Origin of the sequence: Candidatus Tenderia electrophaga (genome assembly GCA_001447805.1) — a bacterium.
GTDB lineage: Bacteria > Pseudomonadota > Gammaproteobacteria > Tenderiales > Tenderiaceae > Tenderia > Tenderia electrophaga.
Window position 1 is genome coordinate 664,761 of record CP013099.1, and the last position, 19,254, is coordinate 684,014.

Here is a 19,254-nt window from a genome sequence, read left to right on the forward strand (position 1 = left end):
TGGAACGAAAGTTTATATGAATCTCATTGATTCCATCTTGGCGCGCGGGACAATCGATAACGGTGACAGCTTAAACGGATCAACACTGACTGATATGGCACCTTTGTCAGGTGCTACTACTGATACCGCTACTACGTTTGATCAAGCTTATGTATATAGAAATTATGCATATCGTTTTATCGAGCCGGGTGACCACGTGGTTCTGTTTGATGCCGATGAGACGGACAAAAACAGACTTGTTGACGATGCGACAGGAAACATCACAGCAAATATTCTAACTATGAGCACGGCTTATACAAATGCTTATCCAAGTACCGTCTATCCGGCAGATGGTACCACCCAATATTATGTCGGCGCTTCTACGTTGGGGGCGCAAATTATCGGGCAAGATGCTGAAGGTAATACAGTAAATGGCTATTCCGTTACAAAAGATGGCGTCGCTGAATTTAATATAGTCTATCCCTCTGATGTGAACTCCATCCACTCCGGCTGTTTAGGCGAGAATGATCTGCGCTCTTTTCCTTACGGGTCTGCAGAGGTTTTTGTGATAGCCAGTGCGGGTGAGCACGCTACGACCATTGATAATTCGGCATGTTTTTCATCTATTTCACCTTGGTCGTTGGCTGCGATTCCGACTTCATTGGGGACAAGCGGAGGTGAGATTGAATTTAATTTGCAGGATGGTGGTGACGGAGTCTCATTGCCTTTTACCGAGATTAAGTCAAAGGTTGTTTTAAGCGGGACAATCACTGTGTCGGTTGATTTTTACGATTCGAATGATGTGCTAACCGGGTTGAGTTCTGGAAGGACATACGCTAACGGTACGGCAAAGGTATTGGTGTCTGTGACTAATCCCGGCGCATCGGGGGATGAGGCGAGGATCACCTTCTATACGAATGATCCTGCTGGAAGCACGTTGGAATATACGATTACGACACCATAGATTCTGACGTATTCAATCTAAGGTCGGTTCTATTCGGAACCGGCCTATTTTTGTTTTCGCAATTGGCGAATCAGGCCTCTCGCGGCATGAGTTGTGAGATGTGCGTCGTGAGAACAGTTAGTAAAATACTCTTCTAATTGGTATGCGATAAGTTGAGCAGCGAATGGACACGACGCCAATCCGCGCGACCCATGCCCGCTACTGATAAATAACCCGGGCATGTATTCCGCCTTTTTATACTTATGCACGGGCTTGCCATGCCGCAGGTCGGTGTATTCCCGCCGGTAAAATTCCACATCCGGTACCGGCCCGATCACCGGTAGGTGGTCTTGGGTTGAGGTGCGAAACGCGACCCGGCCCGAGCGCGATGTTAATGCGCCAAGGCCGAGTTTTTCGCTCAAGGCTGTTAGCACCTTCTGTTCGCTTTCCGGACGCAACTCTGTACTGTCGTCATCCGGATCGTAGCTGGCGCCGACACAGTGCAGGCCGTTGTAGGCCGGAATGATATAGCCGTCGTAACAAAGGGGTGTCTTCAGTGCGGCGCTGTTACTGCCGGGTTCTAGATATACCAGCTGTCCGCGTACTTTCTGCAGTTTGAAAATGTCGGTTCCTAGTAGCCGCTCGGCATCATGACCGTTGGCGATAATGACGGTTTCCGCGCGTGCGACCTCACCGTGCGCGTCGCCGATGCGCCATTCTCCGTTTTCGCGTTTCAAATCGAGTGCTGATTGGTGCAATAGGGTTGTAATGTTGCGGTCTTCATCTTCGAGCAGCCAGTGGCACAAGGCCGGCGGATCCAGCCAGCCACCGCCGGGATAGAACAGCCCGCCGCATGGAACCTGGACGCCGCAGCGGTCACTGGCGTCCTCTGCGTCACAGATCTCCAGTACCTCGGGCGGTAATCCCAGCGCCTGCATGCGCCGCTGTTGTGTGTCATCACATAGTTGCAGCACGCCGCTTTGAAACCAGGGCAGTGCCGGATTGCGCTTTTTTATTTGATTGAGCCAATGCGCGGTGTGCAGAAAGGCGCTGAGATAAAAACGGCCGGCGGCGCTCATGTCGGCGGTGAGGCGTGGCATGACGACGCCGGCCAGGTTGCCGGAGGCCTCCTGCGCCACCTGGGCGTGGCGCTCGATAATCGTGATGCGCCAGCCGCACTGCGCCAGGGAATGGGCGACGCTGCAGCCGGCCAGGCCGGCGCCGATGACTACGGCGTGCTTGCTGGTGATGGTTGCTTCAGGATATTGGAACCACGGTTGTCGGCCATGCATTTCGGGGGCGTCGACCAGCCGCCCGCTGAGCATGTCGCGCTTGCGGCCGAAGCCGGGGCGGGTGCTGACCTCGAAACCGGCCTCTTGAAGTCCACGCCTGACGGCCCCTGCGGCGCTGAAGGTGGCGAAGCTGGCGCCGGGCCTGCTCAACCGCGCGATGTGTTGAAACAGGGTCGGGGTCCACATATCCGGATTCTTGCTCGGGGCGAAGCCGTCCAGATACCAGGCCTCGACATAACGCCCTTCGAGGTCGGCGAACATCTCGGCGGCGTCGCCGAACAGCAGCGTCAATGTCACGCGACCGTTCATGAGCCGACGCTGGTGCAGACCGTGGACCAGGGGCGGATACTGTTCCAGTAGCTCCGCGCCCGGCTTGGCCAGGGACGGCCAGTAGCCGATGGCCCGTCGCAGGTCCGTTCGGGTGAGCGGGTGTTTCTCCACGGCGAGATAGTCGAGACGGGCGTCGGCGGCGGCACTGCGCAGCCATTCACTCACGCTGCAGAGAAAATTGAGCCCGGTGCCGAAGCCGGTCTCGGCGATGCAGAATCGGCTATGTCCTTGCCAACGTTGCGGCAGTTGATTGCCCTGCAGAAAGACGTGGCGGGTTTCGTCCAAGGCGCCGTCTTGGGAAAAATAGATGTCTTGATGGTGGCGACAGCGGGGCGTCGCCCTATCCCAGTCGATTTGGGCCGGCACCAGGGGGTGGTAACGGCTCATTGCCTAGTCGAGTACGCGGCTCTTGGCCACCATGCGTTGGATGGAGGGCTCGGGCGCCAGCCGTTGGGCGTCGTCCAGGCTGACCCAGGCCAGGTCTTTGGACTCGCCGCTGAGCGTGAGCGGGGCGCGACGGTCGGCCTCGAGCAGGAAGCGCACGTCGTAATGATAATGGGCCGCTTCGTCTTTGCGCGCCGGGATGAGATGCACGTCGACATCAAAGATCGCATCGCGCAGCGGCTGCAATTGCGCCAGGCCGGACTCCTCCCGTCCCTCGCGCAGGGCGACGTTGAGGGTGTGGCCGTCGCCGTCGGAATGGCCGCCGAGCTGCAGCCAGCGGTCCAGCTTGCGATGATGGGTGAGCAGCACATGGGTGCGTTCATGGTCGACGATCCAGGCCGAACCGGTGACGTGGCCGATGCTCAGGCTGCGTTCAAAACAGCCCTCGTGGCGGGCGACAAATTCGATGATTTGTTGCAGCATGTCGGCTTCGGCGGCGTCAAAGGGGCAGTGCCGATTGAGCTTGTCCTGCAGGAAATTTCTGTGCATAACGACTCCGTTTTGTGCGGCGTCAGTTTACCACAGGGAAGGCGTGTGCTTAGGGCGCCATCTGCTTCAGACCTTTGACGACCTCTTCGGTCAACAGATCAGGTTCGAACTTGGTCAGGGTCTCGTCGGCGCCGGCGTCCCGGGCATGCTCGGCGTTTACCTTGCCGTCCAGGGAAGTGTGCAGCAGGATGTACATAGCCTGATAACGCGGATTGGCGCGGATCTCGCGCGTCAGTTGGTAGCCGTCCATTTCCGGCATTTCGATGTCGGAGATGACGATGGGCACGCAGTCGGTGGCCTTGTCGCAATCGCGCGTCAGGGTGTCGATCAGCGCCATGGCCTCTTTGCCGTCGCGGGCGGTGATGTGATGGATGCCCAGTTGGTCCAGGATGCGGCAGGTCTGGTTGCGCGCCACGGTGGAATCGTCCACCACCAGGATATTGCGGTCTTTCAGTTTGGCGATCAGGGCCGGGTCCAGCTGGTCTTGGGGGGCGACGTCGCTATCCGAGACCTGGTGCATCACCTGCTCTACGTCCACCAGTTGCACCAGCTGGTTTTCCATGCGGATCACGCCGGTGATGAAACTGCTGGCGGCGCCGCTGGGGGGCGGCAGCACTTCATTCCAATCGCGCACCACGATGCGATCCACCCCCGAGACCAGAAAGCCTTGGGTGGAGCGACTGAACTCGGCGATGATCACCTTCTGTTCCGCATTGGTTTCGGCCCTGATGCCGGACCGGCCGATGGCCAGCGCCAGGTCGATGATCGGCACCGTTTTGCCGCGCAACTCCGCCACGCCCACCACGGTGGGGCTGGAATGGGGGATTTGGGTGAGCGCAGGCCTGGGAATTATCTCCTTTACTTTCAGCACGTTAATACCAAAGTTCTGCTTCGTGTTGAGCCGGAACAGCAATAGCTCAAGGCGAGTGGTGGATGGTTTGATACTGGACTGCATGGTTTTTCCCTGCGTTGCGCTATAGCTATTTTCGGTATTTGGGGCGGAATCTTTACCTTGTCGGGCCCATGGACATGGCCGGGAAGCGGCGCGAATCATTCTGATTTGATTGGAAAAAGCGCTACAATAAGGCATACCTCAAATTGCCGGCCAGCAGGCCGGAGCAAGGAGTCCTATATGGTGGTTTTTTCTACACGTCTGGGTGATATCAAGATCGAGCTGTTGCCGGAGCAGGCCCCCCTGACGGTGGAGAATTTTCTCCGCTACGTCGATGACGGCTTTTTCGACGGCACCGTTTTTCACCGGATAGTGCCGGGGTTTGTGATCCAAGGGGGCGGATTCAACGCCGCCATGGAGCAGCAGGCGACCCGCGCGCCGATCAAGAACGAGGCCGACAACGGCCTGAAGAACAGCCGCGGCACCTTATCCATGGCGCGCACGCAGGCGGTGGACAGCGCCACCTCGCAATTCTTTATCAATCTGGCGGACAACGCCTTCCTGGATCACGGCGAGCGCGACTTCGGCTATGCCGTATTCGGGCGCGTGGTCGAGGGTATGGACGTGGTCGACCGCATCGCCGCCGAGCCCACGGCCGATCATGGCATGCACCAGAACGTACCGCGCGAACCGGTGGTGGTGACGGCGGCGACACGCGTGGCCGACTAAGGCCTTAAGCTGTCGTGGGCGCCGGGCAAGACAGCAATCCCATCTCGGCCGGTGTGGTCATCCTGCGCTGCATCGACGGCGAATGGCATTACCTGCTGCTGCGCGCCTACCAATATTGGGATTTCCCCAAGGGCCTGGTGGAGCCGGGCGAGGACGAGTTCGCCGCCGCGCTGCGTGAGGTGGAGGAGGAAACCACCCTGGTCGAGCTCGATTTCTGCTGGGGACACGTCTTCTTTCAGACGCCGCCCTACGGCAAGTTCCGCAAGATTGCGCGCTATTACATCGCCCGCTGCGATCACGGCGCGGTAGACCTGCCGGTGGCCGAGGCGCTGGGCCGGGCCGAGCATGAAGAGTTCCGCTGGGTGACTATGGAACAGGCGCACCGGCTGGTCTCCCCCCGGGTCCAGCAAGTGCTGGGTTGGGCCGAGAACATCATCATCGCGACCCCCTAATGATGACCGCCGCATCCGTGCGGCAGCGACCAATCCCAAGGTCTTGCGACCACAATCATGGCGGGCATTTAGCGCGGGCTCAGCTGCCGCGCAGACTTTTGTTAAACTTCATCGGACGGGTAACAATCGTTTACAATTCCTACGCTGGGGTCTGGAGGCGGCATAGGAATTCGACGCCAGGGGAGCGGTATTTTTATGCCGCGTTATTCTAGCCCGCATGTCTCACCGGGCTAGTCAGAAGTTAAGGACGATGTAACGAATCATGCGGATTGCCATCGTGGAGGACGACCCTGATCAGGCGGCGCTGCTGCAGGCCTGGCTGAGCGCCGAGGATTTCGATTGCCATATTTTCGAGGACGGGATCAAGGCCATCAAGGGCCTGCAGAAAGACAATTATGATCTGGTGCTGTTGGACTGGTATCTGCCCCAGATGACGGGCACCGAAGTGTTGGAATGGATTCGCAACGAGCTCGATTGGAAGATGCCGGTGATCTTCGTCACCCAGCGCGACAATGAAGAAGACCTGGCCTACGCCTTGGAGAACGGCGCCGACGATTATGTGGCCAAACCCATCAAGCCGGTGGTGCTCATGGCGCGGATCCATGCCTTGCTGCGCCGCGTGCGAGGGGGTGGGGGTGAATCGGAGTCCGACAGGGTTCAATCTTTCGGCCAGTTTCGCTTCGATCCCCAATCTAGCCAGCTGTTTATCCAAGACACCCCGATTGTACTGACTCAGAAGGAATTCGAGCTGGCCCTGTTCATGTTCCGCAACGCCGGGCGCTTGATGTCGCGTTCCTATCTGCTGGAAAACGTCTGGGGCCATAGCGCCGAACTCAACACCCGTACCCTGGACACGCATATCAGCCGCCTGCGTAAAAAACTGCAATTGGGCGAAGACTCCGGTTGGCGCCTGAACTCAGTGTATCACCAGGGCTATCGCCTTGAGTCAGTCGCGGGGCATTGACCGGGGCGGGTGACAGCTTGGTGCCGGAAGGCTAGCGCGTGGCCGGATTATCCCTCCCGCTGCGCCGCGCGTTGGCCTGGGCCTATCTGGTTCTGGCGCTGGCAGCACCGCTCATGGTGGTGTTGCTGCCCGGCGCAGCGCCCTTGTCCGTCAATGAAAAATTGCTCACTGTGGCAAATGGTCGCTTCGTCGATCATCAGGCGGCCCTGGGCCAGGGGGCGGACAATTACAGCGTCGATGTGCTCAATGACTTGGCCGGGGTGAGCGCCAGTGCCGCCGCAGATTATCCCGACGGCAGCAACGCCCTGCTGGCCCGTTTTGATTCGCCAAGTGCCGCCGCTGCCGCGCTCAACACCCTGAAGCAAATGATTCCACACCGGCAAGAAGTGCATGACCTCTGGGCTATCCACTTCACCGCGGACAGCGGCGAATACGTCATGCTGGCCGCCGTGGATGCGGTGTTGGCGATGGTCATCACCGAGCGCGAGGCCATGGCCCGCAGCCGTCTGGCCGCCTTGCCCGCCTTGAATTACCACCCCCATCCCGGCCTCGGGGCCGTGCTGCGGCAGCAATCCCCCTGGATCGGCTTCGCCGCCCTGGCGTTCTACGCCATGGCGCAGTGGTTGTTGCTGCGCTTCTTGTTTGCCTGGGCCGGTATGCCGCGACTGCCGTCCAAGGCCTAGGCTTGTATACTGCACCCCGCGCGTACTTGAGGAACAAATGATGGATGAATCAGAGATCGACTTACGCACCCGGCTCAATGCCGAGACCGGCAAACTGGTCTGGCCCGAACTGGAGCGCCATTTCGCCCGCGGCGTGGTGATCCGGGTGGACCCCGCGCTCGACCTGATCGACGTGGCCGTGGCCGTGGCCGAGGACGACAAGGCCAAGGTTGAGGCGTGGATGCAGGCCGGGCGGGTCGCCCACCCCTCTATGGAAGACGCCCGCGCGTGGGTCGAGCGCCAGCCCGATTTCTGGGCCGTGGTGGTGGCGCCCTGGGTGCTGGTCCAGGACGTCACTGAATAACCCATACACCGTGAGGCCTTTGCGCCGCCGCGATGGCGTATAATGCCCGCCAGGTTTTGCTTAAAGTAATCCACATTCAAGCGTTTAAGGTGATGGTTTTGGCTAAGAAGATGATCGATTTTGCAGTGGCGTACTACGCCGGCGACCGTAAGACCGGCACGATTACCGTGGTGCGCCGCCGTAACGGCGAGGTGCACAGCAAACAACTTCCCAACGCCCCGGAGAGCGGCAAGGAGAAGGCGCGCAAACCCATCTTCGTCGGCCTGGCCGAGGAGGATCGGGTCATCACCCTCGATCCCGACACCAAGCAGATCCATGTTGACGAGCGCTTCGTGCCCGATGCCTTTCCGGCCCATCTCTATTCCGACCCCCATAGCGCCCGCGACTGGTTCATGAACGACGGCGACAAGGAGACCGGCAACGATACCCTCAACTGTGGCGAGCGCGGCTCCTCGGTCACGGTGGTGGAAAACAGTGGCAACGTTCAGGCCAGATATCTCAAGACCGTGTGTGTCGGCCGCGGCCATCATCAGTGCCACTTCAGCTATCCCTCGACCGAGATGCCGGAGGTACCCTATCAGGCCTATGTCAGCAACCTGAAGGACGGCACCATCTCGGTGATCGGCAATAACGCCGACCGTCCCGACAGCTTTCTCCAGCTTATGGCCACCATCAACCTGTGTGAGCCGGAAAAGGAAGATTTTGATGTGCCCCAGGTGCCCAATAACGCCTTTCCCCACGGCCTGGTCTACTCCAAGGTCTCCGGCAAGGTCTACAACCTGAACAACGGCTACGGCACCATCGCCGTGATCGATCCGGTGAGTCACCAGATTGAACAGCGCATCCCCTTTAAGGGCTTCAGTAATCTGTTCATCAGCCCTTGTGGCCGCTATGTGATCGGCCGCGGCGCCGACCGCAAATCCGATCCCGATCATGTTGTCGCCAAGATGGCGGTGCTGGACGTCAGCAATCACGAAGTACTGGACCGGATCGATTTGCCCGATGTTTATATCAGTAAGTACTTTTTTAATCCCGAGGGCGACAAGCTCTATCTCACCACCTCATCCTCCGGCAGTGAGCAGCAGCAGGCCAATCTCAAGACCGATGCCGTGCTGGTCTTCGATCTGAGCGCCCTGCCCAAGCTCAGGCTGGCGGCGGAGCTGCGCCTGGGCGCCCCGGCCGGCACGCTGGACTTTCTGGCCCCAAGCGGCACGACCGAGCTGGTGTTCGCCTCTACCGCCGCCGACGGCGCGGTCACCCTGATCGACCCCAGCGCGCACGAGGTGCTGGAAACCCTGCCGATGGTCGAGCCCCAGCCCCACTCGCGGCTGTGGCTGCTGCCCGGCTGAGGCCACGTTAGTCGTCGGCACGAAAGTTGCGCCTGGCTGAAAGATTTATTACCTTAGAGCGGCGGTGGGGAACTCCGGAGGGAAGCCCCGCCGTATTCCAATAACAGTGAATTGGGCGTCGGCATTGGCCGGCGACCCGCTTTCGGGAGAGAAAAAAACGATGATTTCAGCTAAAAAGAAACCCAATCCTTACCTGGCCCTGGGCTCAGGCATCGTCGGTGTGGCCGCCGTGCCCGTGGTGATGATGAATCCCGCTCTCGGTATCGCCATGCTGTTTCTATGCATGCTGATGATCTATCACGCCAGCTAAGACCTGCCGCGCTGGCCGGCGCGTGCGTCGGCCAGTCTTTCTCTCCTCATTTCGGCGCGAAATACGCGCGCGTCAGCTTGAACACCACTGGGCTCAACAGGATCAAGGCGATCAGGTTGGGCAGGGCCATGAGCCCGTTCATTACATCGGCCAGCAGCCAGACCAGCCCCAGTTTACCCATGGCGCCCAACGGAATCGCGATCAGCCACAGTACCCGATAGGGCAGGATGACTTTGATCCCGAACAGAAACTCGGCGCAGCGCTCGCCGTAATAGCTCCAGCCCAGAATGGTGGTGAAGGCGAATATAATCAGGCCGACACTGACGATGTAATCGCCCACCCCGGGCAGGGCGCTGGCAAAGGCTAAGGCCGACAGGGCGGCACCGTTTTCGCCCGTGCTCCAAACCCCGGTGAGGACGATCACCAGCGCCGTCATGGTGCAGACGATAATGGTGTCGATGAAGGTGCCCAGCATGCCGATCATGCCCTGATGGATGGGGTTATCGGTCTTGGCGGCGGCATGGGCGATGGGGGCGCTGCCCAGGCCGGCCTCGTTGGAGAAGATGCCGCGCGCCACACCGAAGCGGATCGCCGCCCACACCGCGGCCCCGGCGAAGCCGCCGCTGGCGGCGGTGCCGCTGAAGGCGTGGCTGACGATGGTGGCCAGGGCCGCCGGCACCTCGGCCAGGTTGGCCAAAATGACCAGCAGCGCAGCGCCGATGTAGGCCACGGCCATGAGGGGCACCAGCTTGGCGGCCACCCGGGCGATGCGGTCGATGCCGCCCAGGATGACGGCGCCGGCGGCCACGGCGATGAGCAGGCCGGTGAGCCAGGCGGGCAGGTTAAAGGTCGTTTGCAAGGCATCGGCCACGGAATTGGCCTGCACCATGTTGCCGATGCCGAAGGCGGCCAGCATGCCGAACAGGGCGAAGGCGATGCCCAGCCAGTGCCACTTCGCGCCCAGGCCGTTCTTGATGTAATACATGGGCCCGCCCACGTACTTGCCGCGCTCGTCCACCTCGCGATAGCGCACCGCCAGCACCGCCTCGCTGTATTTGGTGGCCATGCCCACCAGGGCAGTGATCCACATCCAGAACACCGCCCCGGGTCCGCCCAGGGCGATGGCGGTGGCGACGCCGGCGATATTGCCGGTGCCGATGGTGGCCGACAGCGCGGTCATCAAGGCCTGGAAAGGGGTGATATCGCCCGCGCCCGCGCCTTTGCGTCCGCGCCACAACAGGCGGAAGGCGGTGCCGGTCTTACGCCAGGGCACAGCGCGCAGACCGAGGGTAAGATACAGGCCGGTGCCCAGCAGCAGCACCAGGGTCACCGGCCCCCAGATAATGCCGCTGGCCTGGTTCAGGAATTGCTGAATGGCATCGAGCATGGGTGTGTCCGTATTTTTCTTATTGAAACAGTTGGTCGGTACTGATGACCGTCAGGCCGGCGGCGTCCTCGTCGCGCAGGAAGGCGCCGGTCTCGATGAACCAGACATTGCCCTTGATCACGATCTTACGGTTCGGGGTCACGCTATGGCCACAGACGACGCGGTCGATGCCCTTTACCGGGCTGCTCAGCAGGCGGCGGATGCGGCTGCGGCCCCACAGGGCGGTGCTGCGTGTCTCCAGATCGCCCATCTCCAGCAGGCGCAGGAAGGCCGGCCAGCTCATGCCCTTGGGGATATCGGCGTGCACCAGGCCGACGCGGCCGTGGACGGTCTCGAGTTCGATGGCCAGGGGGAGTTGGGCGAAGGCGGCCATGATGGCCCCGCGCGCCTCTTCGTCCAGGCGTAGCCACCAGTCGCCGCCATAACTCTGATACCAGCTGAGGCCCTCTTCACTGTCCGGGCTGAGGGTCAGGATCATCTCTTCGTGATTGCCAAGGCAGGAGTGAAACCAGGGTTGGTTGAGCCAGCTCAACACCTTCTCCGACCCCGGGCCGCGATCGATTAAATCGCCGACGGCGAACAAACGATCGCCTGCGGGATCGAAATTTAAACGCGAGAGTTCGGTATTCAGTTCATCGAAACAGCCGTGGATGTCGCCGACGATAAAGTCGCGACCCTGGCGGTTGATGGAAAAACCTTGACTGGCGGTGAGCTGTCCTTGCACTGGGGTATTGTAGCGCGTTAAGGGCCTAGGATGTCTGCGCGTAAGGCGTCTCGTCCAGATAGGCCAGCGAGACAAAGATCGCCAACACGATCAGTGGCACCTGTATACCCGGCGGCAAGGGGAGTGTGGCGAGCAGGCCCACGCTCCAGTAGTCGCGCAGCCGACGCTTGCGCTGTCGGTATTCCGCCGTGTCTCGGTGATCGATCCAGCGATTGTGTTTTTCGTCATAAATCTGCATGTTTATTCCCCCTGGTCGGTCTGCGGTGAGACAGCTTAGCGACGTGCCTGTCTATATCATAGAGTATGAAAAATTCGACCAGGGTTGAAGTCAATGGTGGCACACAAATTTGTCTGTGATGAAATGCTGCAAGGCCTGGGGCGCTGGTTGCGCGCCGCCGGTTACGACACGCTGATCGCCAGTAACGGCGAACATGATGCGGCGTTGCTGCGGCTGGCGCGCCGGGAAGGACGGTTGTTTGTGACCCGTGATCGCGCACTGCTGGCAACACATCGCCACTTGGCTGATCTTATTATCCTGCTGGCGGCCAATGACATGCCCGCCTGTGCGGCGGAACTGACGCGGCGTTGTGACCTGGATTGGTGCAAGGCGCCGTTCTCGCGCTGTCTGCTCTGCAATACGCCTCTGCAGGTGTTGAGGGCCGGGCAGCGTGAATTGGTCGACGACCAAGTGCCGGACGATGTGGGGAGCACCGGTCGCCCCGTGTTGTATTGTCCCGCCTGTCGCAAGGCCTATTGGGAGGGCGGCCATGTGCGCCGCATGCGGGCGCGTTTGCAAGGCTTTCAACGCGGGGAGTGGCAATGAACCGTGCGCCCCAGCACTGCCAGTTGTGTCGCAGGCGCATCGCGAATTTGACCAAGCATCATCTCATCCCGCGGATGCGCCACCGTAATAAGAAGACGCGCAAACAATTTGCGCGCCAGGAGATGACCACGCGTATCGCCTGGCTTTGCCGCCCCTGCCACACGCAGGTCCATGCCTTGTTCAGCGAAAAGCAACTGGCAGCGTCATATCACAGCATTGCGGCCTTACGCCAGCATCCGGATATGGGAAAATTCATCGAGTGGATATCGGGAAAGGCGGAAAATTTTATCCCGCGTACCTTGACGAGCACCTCTAAATATTCGTGAGCACGCCTCTTGAAACGCGCGCATGCGCGCGCTTGGCGTTGCAGATCTTCGTCATAGCCTGCTACAAGGTGAATCGCGCTGGCGCGAGATAGGGTACCCTGGGGCGTTGCCTGCGCTCTGCACCTTCAGGGCGAACACCTTGATAGCACACCTGTGAGGGCCCGGTCTGATGCACCCGGAACAATCAGAGGTGCCGATAAGAAACAGGGCTGAACGCATTTAAAATTTACCCAGTCAGGTCGATATTATGGAAATGTTGGGGCGACATCGTTTAATCAAATTCACCGTTCTGGTTTGGGGCCTGTTGCTTACGGCTATGGTCCAGGCCGAGGTGTTCCAATGCCGTGATACGGCGGGCGGTGTTCGCTTTCAGGACCGGCCCTGTGCCGGTGATCGTGTTGCGGCGATCGATCAACGCCCATCCCCGGTTCCCTCGCATGCCCAGCCGCAGGCGGATTCGGGCAATCACTTTTTCTGGCGCGCCGAGTCCGATCAGGGCACGCTTTATTTACTTGGCTCCATCCATTTCGGCATACCGCAAATGTATCCCCTGCCCAGGGTGATGACGTCCGCGTTTAAACAATCCGACGCCCTGGTGGTGGAAGCGGATGTGTTTAACGCCGATCCGCAACAGACCGCTGAGCTGGTGGCGAGCAAGGCCTTTTATCAAGATGGCAGCCGCTTGCACGATCACCTGTCGGCGCAGACCTGGCAGCATCTCGAACAGGTGGCGGGAGCGCTGGGTATGCCGGTGGCGATGCTCGATATGCAGAAACCCTGGTTCGTCTCCATGACGCTGACCGCTGTAGCGCTGAAGCAACTGGGCTTTTCCGAAGACAAGGGGATCGATGCCCATTTTCTCAGCCTGGCGCGCGGCAAGAAGAAGGTCGTCGAACTGGAGAGTATGGCCATGCAGCTTTCCCTGTTCGAGCGCATGAGCATGGCGGAGCAAGTGGCGATGTTGGAGGAAACTCTGCGCGAGGTCGAGCACGGCAAGGCGTTCTTTGACAAGATGTTGGGCTATTGGCAACGCGGCGACGTGGACGGTGTCCAGAGTCTGTTCGACGAAGGCATGATGAATTCGCCGGCCGGTGAACGGCTCAACCAGATCATCATCATCGACCGCAACCGGCAGATGTCCGAAAAACTGCATGCCCTGGCGCAGCAGGGCGGTCGTTATTTTGTCGTGGTGGGTGCCGGCCACCTGACCGGGCCGGAGGGGATTGTCGCCCTGTTGCGGCAGCGCGGTTACCGATTGAGCCAATATTAGAAGCTGGTTAAGAGTTGATCTTCGCGGCGCTTAAATAGCCATATGATGACAGTTTAATTAAAATCAAATTCAAGACTAAGTATGAGGAACGAATATGACTGATTCTAAGCAGACCCCTGACGTCGATGTGCCCGCCTGGGATGTGGCCCTGGCTAATTTGGCGAAAGAGGAATTCGACAAGAAGGGCGCGCCCTTGACCCTGGACGATTTCACCGATCTGGCCAAGGAATATACCATCCGCCTCGACGACATCATGGTGACCATGTTCGAAATGGTCATCGCAGGTGAATGGCAATACGAAGGCGAACAGCGGATAGAGCGCAACACCTTGAACGAGCTTTACGTCGGCGGACGCCTGCATGCCAAGGACCTGGAACCCTTTAGCGGTGGCTGGCGTCCACAAGATTAAGGGCGCGTTTTGTCATAAATCGTTCACCAAATAAAACTTGTACTGCGGCGAAATTAGTGGCTATACTGGCCAAATCGCAGATATTGATTGTGCTTTTTATGGCGATCGGCAGTACTATAAATCACCTTCAGTACCTGTGAGTTAACACGCAATTTGTAATTTGAGGTAATAGAAATATGGCAACAGGTACAGTAAAGTGGTTTAACGACAGCAAGGGTTTCGGCTTCATTACACCTGCTGATGGCGGCGACGATGTGTTCGTGCATTTCTCAGCCATTCAGGGAGACGGATTCAAATCCCTGGCTGAAGGTCAGAAGGTCTCTTTTGAAACCGAGAAAGGTGCCAAAGGCATTCAGGCCACCAACGTAACCCCGGCTGAATAAGCACAACACTCCGGTGTAAAAAGAAAGCCCGCTTCGTGCGGGCTTTTTCTATGGCTGGCCGGCGGCTGCCATGGCGCTGGCGGCGCGATCGGCGGCCTGGTTCAAGGCCGAGATCATGGCGTTGCCGAGCAGTTGAATGGCCCAGCGATAGGACTCCGATTCGCACATTTCGATATAGGCCTTTAGTTTTTCGTCACTGACGTCGCGAAAGGCATAGAGATAAGACAGGCGCGTGTTGGTGCGCAGGCTTTCGTCCAGCGAGGTGCGCACTTCATCCACCATCTTTTCCAGTTCACCGTCCCCGAGGCGCAGGTCCGCCGCCATGACCGGTTCGATGGCGACGAAAATGGCCTTGAACATGGCGGTCTGCATATCGACGCTGAACTCGGTGGTGCGGTTGGCTTCATCCAGGCGCTGAATCAATTGTCTGCGCGCCGCAGGGGGCGGAGACTCTTGCAGTGAGGCGGCGAAGGCCTTGAAGTCATCCATGTTGGCCGGGTCGCTGGTGTTGCGTTCCAGCTCGGCCATGCGCAGCGACAACGGGCTGCGCAGTTGTTCGATATATGTGTCGGCGTGCCGGGCGTCGTAGTGGGCGTTGACCACTGTGACAACGTCGCGTTTCACCACCGGCGTGGCAAAGGCATCGGCAAAGGCGCTGCTCAAAGCGGAGTTCACTTCGGGTTCCAAGGCGCCGCTGCTCTGTTTCAGCACCGACTGGGCGAAGTTGGGCACATACTGCAACAGCTTGTTGAATCCCGTCTGTTCCAGAATGGTGTCGATCTGCTGGTGTTTGTCAGCGGCATGGACTTGAAGGGTCAAGAGGCAGAGCAAGACTCCGCCCAGCAGGGTTTTGACTGATTGCATGTGAATCTCTGAGTTAATATGCGGCCCGGTATGGGCCGCAAGCTGTTACTGACTTAGGCACCGTAAATGCTGCGATCGTTCCAAAAGGAAAAACTGAATTCCTTAATCTCGCCGGCGCCGATGTCGATGGTCTCCGATACTGCGTCGCTGTCGCCGTCGATGACGGCCAGGCTGCCCTGGGTGGGATTGGGGATGAAGACGATGGGCGCCTGCTCACCGCGCTCGAGAAAGGCGATGGGGCGGCGGCCTGAGGTGCAGGGTTCCAGTTTGATCTCTTTGATCAGGGTGAGTTCGGGCAACTTGCTGCTGTCATAGACCTGGACCATGTCGGTGCGCAGGTTGTCGAACTGGGCACCCTTGCCGGTGGCCGCGGCGGTGACATAGAGCTTGTCGCCCTTGGGATTGAAGCGGTAGACGCTGGGATAAACGTCCTGAATGTCCAGCACCGTGCTGATCTGTTCCTGGCGCGCGTCCAGCACACTCAAGCGACCCATGACGTGCTCCGCATCGGCCTTGCGGTCGGCACCCTTGCCGATGAGGAAGTTGCCGCAGCGGCTCAGCAATAGATTACTGCTGACCTCCATGGGGATAGTGTTTTCCACTTCGTGGCTGAGCGGGTCGATGACCGCCACGGTGTGGTAGCCGTTGTTGAGGTTGTAGAGCTTGCCGGTGGCCGGCGAGAATTCCATGCCGTGGGGAAAGGCATTGTTGGGCACGTCGGCGGCGCCGTTGTCCTCAAAGCGCGGATCGCAGAGATTGATGGTGGCGATGGTCTTGAGAAAACTGACCGCGTCATTGGGATCATTGCCGATGACATGGAGGGTGCCGTCCTTCAGATTGCTGACGAAGGCGCGGTAGGGAATATTGCCCTGGGTCTGGGTGGGGCCGACGAAGGTGGTGACGTGGTGGCCGCGGCCGACGCACAGGGTGTCCACCAGCTCCGCCTTGCCATTGGTCTTGGCGGCGATGGTGACGGAAGAGGCCGTGTCGCCGCAGGCCAGGGTGTCGTTGCCGTCCTTGTCGCCGTCGTTCATGAACCAGACCCGCACCGAGTCGGGATCGCGGTAGGCGTAGGCGAAGCGGGTGTCGGCGGCGACCACGTCCTGGCGCTCGATCTCTTTGCTGACCGGGTCGTAGACCTGCGCCTCATTGCGCTCGTTAATACCCCAGAAGGCCGGCACTGAATTGATGTCCTTGCCCGTGGCGGCGCGCTTTTCCAGCCGGGTCACGGTGCTTTTGCCGCCCTTGTGTTCCACGATCACCACTTCGTTGCGGTCGTCGTATTCCAGGTGGGCTGCGATGGTCCAATCAACTGTCGATGTGTTCATGGTCATTCCTGTCGTGTTTGAGGGAACGTAATGGGACCGTATGATAACAAGCTTTGGCGGCGCTTTCCCCAGGTGAATGTTGGGGCCTTGGCGGCTCAGGGGGTGAGGTTCAGGCGTCCGGCCTGCACCGCCAGTCGGCCGTCACCGCTAAGGAAATCCAGCAGCTGCTGACCGCCGTGACGGCGCCGCCAGCCCGTCAAAATGGGCAGCTCGCGCTCGCCGCGCACCAGCGCCTCCAGCGCCTTGCGCCCGGCCAGGGTGGCGGGGCTGATGCGGTGCTCGGCGGCGCTGAGTTTGACGATGGCGGAGAGGACGTCCACCAGGGCGTCGTCGGCGTCGGTCAGCCGTTTGGGACGCGCCTGGGTGGGCCATTCATCCTTGGGCAGGGCCTCGCCCTCGCGTACGCACTGCAGCAGCCGCTGGCCGTTGCGCTGTACCAGCCCGGTCGGGATGCCGCGGATCTTTTCCAGGGCTTTCAGGTCCTTGGGGCGCAGCCGGGCGATATCAAGGACGACATTATCGGCCGCGATCCAGCGCCGCGGCTTGTCCTTGTCCATGGCCAGTTGTTCGCGCCAGGCGCACAGTTGTTGCAGGATGGCCAGTTGCACACCACGCAGCTTATTACTGCCCTTGACCCGTTGCCAGGTCCCTTGCGGGTCGACCTGGTAGCGAGTCGGGTCGATGAGGGCGGCGAAGTCCTCGTCCAGCCAGTCGGCTCTGCCCTGGCGCTGCAGTGCCTCCAACTGCAGGGGATAGAGCCGCGCCAGGTGGCGCACATCGTCTTCGGCATAGCTGATCTGTTTGGCGTCCAGCGGCCGCTGCAGCCAGTCGGTGCGGGTATGGCTCTTGTCCAGCTCGATGTCCAGCACATCTTTCACCAGGGCGGCGTAGCCGATCTGCTCGCCCTGGCCCAGCACGGTGGCGGCCACCTGGGTATCGAACAGGGGCTGGGGCAGCTCGCCGAACAGCAGGTAGAAGATTTCCAGGTCCTGGTCGGCGGCGTGGAACACCTTGGTCACCGCCGGATTGGCGAACAGTGCCTTGAGCGGACTCAGATCCTCGATGGCCAGGGGGTCGATGCAGGCGATGCGTGTGTCATCGGCGATCTGGATCAGGGCCAGCTGGGGGTAATAGGTCTGCTCGCGCACGAACTCGGTGTCCACCGCGACGAAGCTGCTGTGGGCGAGTTCTCGACACAGGTGTTCCAGGTCGGCGGGTTGATTGATAAAGCGGGTTTCCATGGCTCAGGCCTTTCTGGCAAAGGCCGCCATTGTACCCGAGTTCATCAGGCCAGGCTGTCGTCGGCGACGGGGCTGGGACGGGGTCGAACATGGAAAATCCTATAACGGCCACCTGACAGGGTGCCGATTTTTCCCAGATCGGGCGCGCCAACCAAGGCTAAGGATGGATTTGAAAAGCGTTTAATTATTTGCCGCGTAGCGGCGGCCCAGGCCGTACACCGCCAGCAGCCACAGCAGTATGTCGGCCGGGCCGCCGCCCGAGTCCGGCGCGGCGCTCGACTGAGCGCTGTTGACTGTATCGCTCTGCATCTCCAGATAGCCGATGGCCTGGCGGTAGATCGGGGTGGCGGCGGCGCCGTCTTCCACCAGGGCCAGGCTGAGGCTGTGCAGGCCTGCCGGCGGCGGGGTGTAGGCAGTGCTCAACCAGCCCAGACTGCGTTGTTGGCCGGCATCCAGGCGACTCAGCTCGATGCGCCCGAGCAGGTAATAATCATCACCGGCGCCGGCCGTGCTGGCACGGATTTCCAGCGTCAGCGCACCGCTTTCCCGGGCGCGCCGGTTGCGCAGGGTGTCCAGGCCGACGCTGATCCTGCCGGCGCCGATCTGGTAGCCGTTGACGCCCTCGAAGACGATGTCCAGGCTGCCTCGGGCACCGGCATAGAGGCGGTGCAGGCCCTGAATGTCGTCGCCCTGCAGGTGGTCCAGGTTGAGGCTGCGACTGCCGCTGTTCATGATGGCGTCGACCTGCTGGCCGGCCTCGTTGGGATGCAGCAGCCCGGCGGCGTGGCCGAACTCGTGCAGGGCGACGCGGATGAAATCGTATACGGGGCGGCCGTCGGCATCGTAGCGCTGCGGCCCGGCGTAGCGCGCGTATTGCAGGCTTGAATTGAACAGTATGTCGGTGTCGTTGATATACCAGGTGCCGCCGACCCGGGTCATGGTAACCCGGGTGCTGGCGATGATGCTGCCCCAGTCGCCGCTGCAACTGCGCTCCGACCAGCCGGTGCTGTTGATGCCGTCGTTGACGCAGGGGGTGGCGCTATTGCTGTCGGCATGCCAGTTGAAGTCGGCACCGGCCTCGTTCCATTGGCGCAGGGCCAGACGCGCGGCGTCGTTCCACTGGGCGCCGAAGTTCAGCCCCATCGACACGTCGCGCTGATGCCAGGCGATGGGCTCGCCGCTGTCGGTGGCGCCGGTGTTGACCCCGGCCTGTTGGCCGCGATAGGCGAAGGCCCCGGCTTCGTTGAGGCACAGCCCCAGGGTTAGGCTCAGCAGCAGGGCAATGAGGCGGCGGCCCATG

At 60.3% G+C, this 19,254-nt stretch carries 22 protein-coding genes; 12 read left to right on the forward strand and 10 right to left on the reverse strand.

Features of this window, described 5'->3' with window-relative positions; translation table 11 throughout:
- Positions 1-16: 16 nt before the first annotated feature.
- Positions 17-943: a hypothetical protein gene (locus Tel_03020; protein ID ALP52200.1), complete on the forward strand. Its 927-nt coding sequence runs from the start codon at positions 17-19 to the stop codon at positions 941-943.
- Positions 944-987: 44 nt separating this feature from the next.
- Here Tel_03020 and Tel_03025 read toward each other — a convergent pair whose 3' ends face one another.
- The 3 genes from Tel_03025 to Tel_03035 are packed head-to-tail and all read right to left on the reverse strand — an operon-like array spanning position 988 to position 4,432.
- The gene (locus Tel_03025; protein ID ALP52201.1) at positions 988-2,931 is read right to left on the reverse strand and encodes a hypothetical protein; all 1,944 of its coding nucleotides are present in this window, start codon (positions 2,929-2,931) and stop codon (positions 988-990) included.
- A 3-nt stretch (positions 2,932-2,934) separates the two neighbouring features.
- A complete protein-coding gene (locus Tel_03030) occupies positions 2,935-3,477 on the reverse strand; it encodes an NUDIX hydrolase (protein ALP52202.1) in 543 nt (180 codons plus the stop codon).
- Between the two features lie 49 nt (positions 3,478-3,526).
- Positions 3,527-4,432: a hypothetical protein gene (locus Tel_03035; GenBank protein ALP52203.1), complete on the reverse strand. Its 906-nt coding sequence runs from the start codon at positions 4,430-4,432 to the stop codon at positions 3,527-3,529.
- A 105-nt stretch (positions 4,433-4,537) separates the two neighbouring features.
- Here Tel_03035 and Tel_03040 point away from each other — a divergent pair, with 105 nt between their 5' ends.
- From Tel_03040 to Tel_03065, 6 genes are all read left to right on the forward strand, one after another.
- Positions 4,538-5,098 carry a hypothetical protein gene (locus Tel_03040; protein ID ALP52204.1) on the forward strand — a complete coding sequence of 187 codons (561 nt, stop codon included), beginning with the start codon at positions 4,538-4,540 and terminating at the stop codon, positions 5,096-5,098.
- Between the two features lie 41 nt (positions 5,099-5,139).
- A complete protein-coding gene (locus Tel_03045) occupies positions 5,140-5,550 on the forward strand; it encodes a hypothetical protein (GenBank protein ALP54711.1) in 411 nt (136 codons plus the stop codon).
- Positions 5,551-5,812: 262 nt separating this feature from the next.
- Complete coding sequence (locus Tel_03050; GenBank protein ALP52205.1) at positions 5,813-6,514, forward strand: hypothetical protein; 702 nt, start codon at positions 5,813-5,815, stop codon at positions 6,512-6,514.
- Between the two features lie 38 nt (positions 6,515-6,552).
- On the forward strand, positions 6,553-7,197 hold the full coding sequence (locus Tel_03055) for a hypothetical protein (GenBank protein ID ALP52206.1): 645 nt from the start codon (positions 6,553-6,555) through the stop codon (positions 7,195-7,197).
- A gap of 40 nt (positions 7,198-7,237) precedes the next feature.
- Positions 7,238-7,540: a hypothetical protein gene (locus Tel_03060; protein ALP54712.1), complete on the forward strand. Its 303-nt coding sequence runs from the start codon at positions 7,238-7,240 to the stop codon at positions 7,538-7,540.
- A gap of 32 nt (positions 7,541-7,572) precedes the next feature.
- Positions 7,573-8,889: a hypothetical protein gene (locus Tel_03065; GenBank protein ALP52207.1), complete on the forward strand. Its 1,317-nt coding sequence runs from the start codon at positions 7,573-7,575 to the stop codon at positions 8,887-8,889.
- 356 nt (positions 8,890-9,245) lie between these two features.
- On the opposite strand, the gene Tel_03070 is transcribed toward Tel_03065, so the two are convergent.
- Genes Tel_03070 through Tel_03080 form a run of 3 tightly spaced genes read right to left on the reverse strand, consistent with a single transcriptional unit; the run spans position 9,246 to position 11,548 of the window.
- Positions 9,246-10,586 (reverse strand): sodium:alanine symporter, encoded by a 1,341-nt coding sequence (locus Tel_03070; protein ALP52208.1) that lies wholly within the window; start codon positions 10,584-10,586, stop codon positions 9,246-9,248.
- 19 nt (positions 10,587-10,605) lie between these two features.
- Positions 10,606-11,310 (reverse strand): hypothetical protein, encoded by a 705-nt coding sequence (locus Tel_03075; protein ALP52209.1) that lies wholly within the window; start codon positions 11,308-11,310, stop codon positions 10,606-10,608.
- A 25-nt stretch (positions 11,311-11,335) separates the two neighbouring features.
- Positions 11,336-11,548: a hypothetical protein gene (locus tag Tel_03080; protein ID ALP52210.1), complete on the reverse strand. Its 213-nt coding sequence runs from the start codon at positions 11,546-11,548 to the stop codon at positions 11,336-11,338.
- A gap of 93 nt (positions 11,549-11,641) precedes the next feature.
- Here Tel_03080 and Tel_03085 point away from each other — a divergent pair, with 93 nt between their 5' ends.
- The 5 genes from Tel_03085 to Tel_03105 all read left to right on the forward strand — a co-directional run bounded on the left by Tel_03085 (position 11,642) and on the right by Tel_03105 (position 14,521).
- Positions 11,642-12,133: a hypothetical protein gene (locus Tel_03085; GenBank protein ID ALP52211.1), complete on the forward strand. Its 492-nt coding sequence runs from the start codon at positions 11,642-11,644 to the stop codon at positions 12,131-12,133.
- Entirely contained in the window at positions 12,130-12,459 is a 330-nt protein-coding gene (locus Tel_03090; protein ID ALP52212.1) for a hypothetical protein, read from the forward strand. The genes Tel_03085 and Tel_03090 overlap by 4 nt, the downstream gene beginning before the upstream one ends.
- A 253-nt stretch (positions 12,460-12,712) precedes the next feature.
- Complete coding sequence (locus Tel_03095) at positions 12,713-13,729, forward strand: hypothetical protein (GenBank protein ID ALP52213.1); 1,017 nt, start codon at positions 12,713-12,715, stop codon at positions 13,727-13,729.
- Positions 13,730-13,823: 94 nt separating this feature from the next.
- A complete protein-coding gene (locus tag Tel_03100; GenBank protein ID ALP52214.1) occupies positions 13,824-14,138 on the forward strand; it encodes a hypothetical protein in 315 nt (104 codons plus the stop codon).
- 176 nt (positions 14,139-14,314) lie between these two features.
- Complete coding sequence (locus Tel_03105; GenBank protein ID ALP52215.1) at positions 14,315-14,521, forward strand: cold-shock protein; 207 nt, start codon at positions 14,315-14,317, stop codon at positions 14,519-14,521.
- Positions 14,522-14,569: 48 nt separating this feature from the next.
- Here Tel_03105 and Tel_03110 read toward each other — a convergent pair whose 3' ends face one another.
- From Tel_03110 to Tel_03125, 4 genes are all read right to left on the reverse strand, one after another.
- Entirely contained in the window at positions 14,570-15,385 is an 816-nt protein-coding gene (locus tag Tel_03110) for a hypothetical protein (protein ALP52216.1), read from the reverse strand.
- Positions 15,386-15,438: 53 nt separating this feature from the next.
- Positions 15,439-16,713: a hypothetical protein gene (locus Tel_03115; protein ALP52217.1), complete on the reverse strand. Its 1,275-nt coding sequence runs from the start codon at positions 16,711-16,713 to the stop codon at positions 15,439-15,441.
- Between the two features lie 95 nt (positions 16,714-16,808).
- Positions 16,809-17,954 (reverse strand): ribonuclease D, encoded by a 1,146-nt coding sequence (locus Tel_03120; GenBank protein ALP52218.1) that lies wholly within the window; start codon positions 17,952-17,954, stop codon positions 16,809-16,811.
- 180 nt (positions 17,955-18,134) lie between these two features.
- Positions 18,135-19,253, reverse strand: coding sequence for a hypothetical protein (locus Tel_03125; protein ID ALP52219.1), 1,119 nt, complete (start codon positions 19,251-19,253; stop codon positions 18,135-18,137).
- Between the last annotated feature and the right edge of the window lies 1 nt (position 19,254).

Bases quoted from the DNA above. Each gene is read 5' to 3' on its own strand.
- Tel_03085 (ALP52211.1), top strand. From the start codon at position 11,642: ATGGTGGCACACAAATTTGTCTGTGATGAAATGCTGCAAGGCCTGGGG.
- Tel_03095 (ALP52213.1), top strand. From the start codon at position 12,713: ATGTTGGGGCGACATCGTTTAATCAAATTCACCGTTCTGGTTTGGGGC.
- Tel_03120 (ALP52218.1), bottom strand. From the start codon at position 17,954: ATGGAAACCCGCTTTATCAATCAACCCGCCGACCTGGAACACCTGTGT.
- Tel_03125 (ALP52219.1), bottom strand. From the start codon at position 19,253: ATGGGCCGCCGCCTCATTGCCCTGCTGCTGAGCCTAACCCTGGGGCTG.
- Tel_03050 (ALP52205.1), top strand. From the start codon at position 5,813: ATGCGGATTGCCATCGTGGAGGACGACCCTGATCAGGCGGCGCTGCTG.
- Tel_03035 (ALP52203.1), bottom strand. From the start codon at position 4,432: ATGCAGTCCAGTATCAAACCATCCACCACTCGCCTTGAGCTATTGCTG.
- Tel_03065 (ALP52207.1), top strand. From the start codon at position 7,573: ATGGCGTATAATGCCCGCCAGGTTTTGCTTAAAGTAATCCACATTCAA.
- Tel_03030 (ALP52202.1), bottom strand. From the start codon at position 3,477: ATGCACAGAAATTTCCTGCAGGACAAGCTCAATCGGCACTGCCCCTTT.
- Tel_03105 (ALP52215.1), top strand. From the start codon at position 14,315: ATGGCAACAGGTACAGTAAAGTGGTTTAACGACAGCAAGGGTTTCGGC.
- Tel_03025 (ALP52201.1), bottom strand. From the start codon at position 2,931: ATGAGCCGTTACCACCCCCTGGTGCCGGCCCAAATCGACTGGGATAGG.
- Tel_03080 (ALP52210.1), bottom strand. From the start codon at position 11,548: ATGCAGATTTATGACGAAAAACACAATCGCTGGATCGATCACCGAGAC.
- Tel_03070 (ALP52208.1), bottom strand. From the start codon at position 10,586: ATGCTCGATGCCATTCAGCAATTCCTGAACCAGGCCAGCGGCATTATC.
- Tel_03115 (ALP52217.1), bottom strand. From the start codon at position 16,713: ATGAACACATCGACAGTTGATTGGACCATCGCAGCCCACCTGGAATAC.
- Tel_03060 (ALP54712.1), top strand. From the start codon at position 7,238: ATGGATGAATCAGAGATCGACTTACGCACCCGGCTCAATGCCGAGACC.
- Tel_03100 (ALP52214.1), top strand. From the start codon at position 13,824: ATGACTGATTCTAAGCAGACCCCTGACGTCGATGTGCCCGCCTGGGAT.
- Tel_03020 (ALP52200.1), top strand. From the start codon at position 17: ATGAATCTCATTGATTCCATCTTGGCGCGCGGGACAATCGATAACGGT.
- Tel_03090 (ALP52212.1), top strand. From the start codon at position 12,130: ATGAACCGTGCGCCCCAGCACTGCCAGTTGTGTCGCAGGCGCATCGCG.
- Tel_03110 (ALP52216.1), bottom strand. From the start codon at position 15,385: ATGCAATCAGTCAAAACCCTGCTGGGCGGAGTCTTGCTCTGCCTCTTG.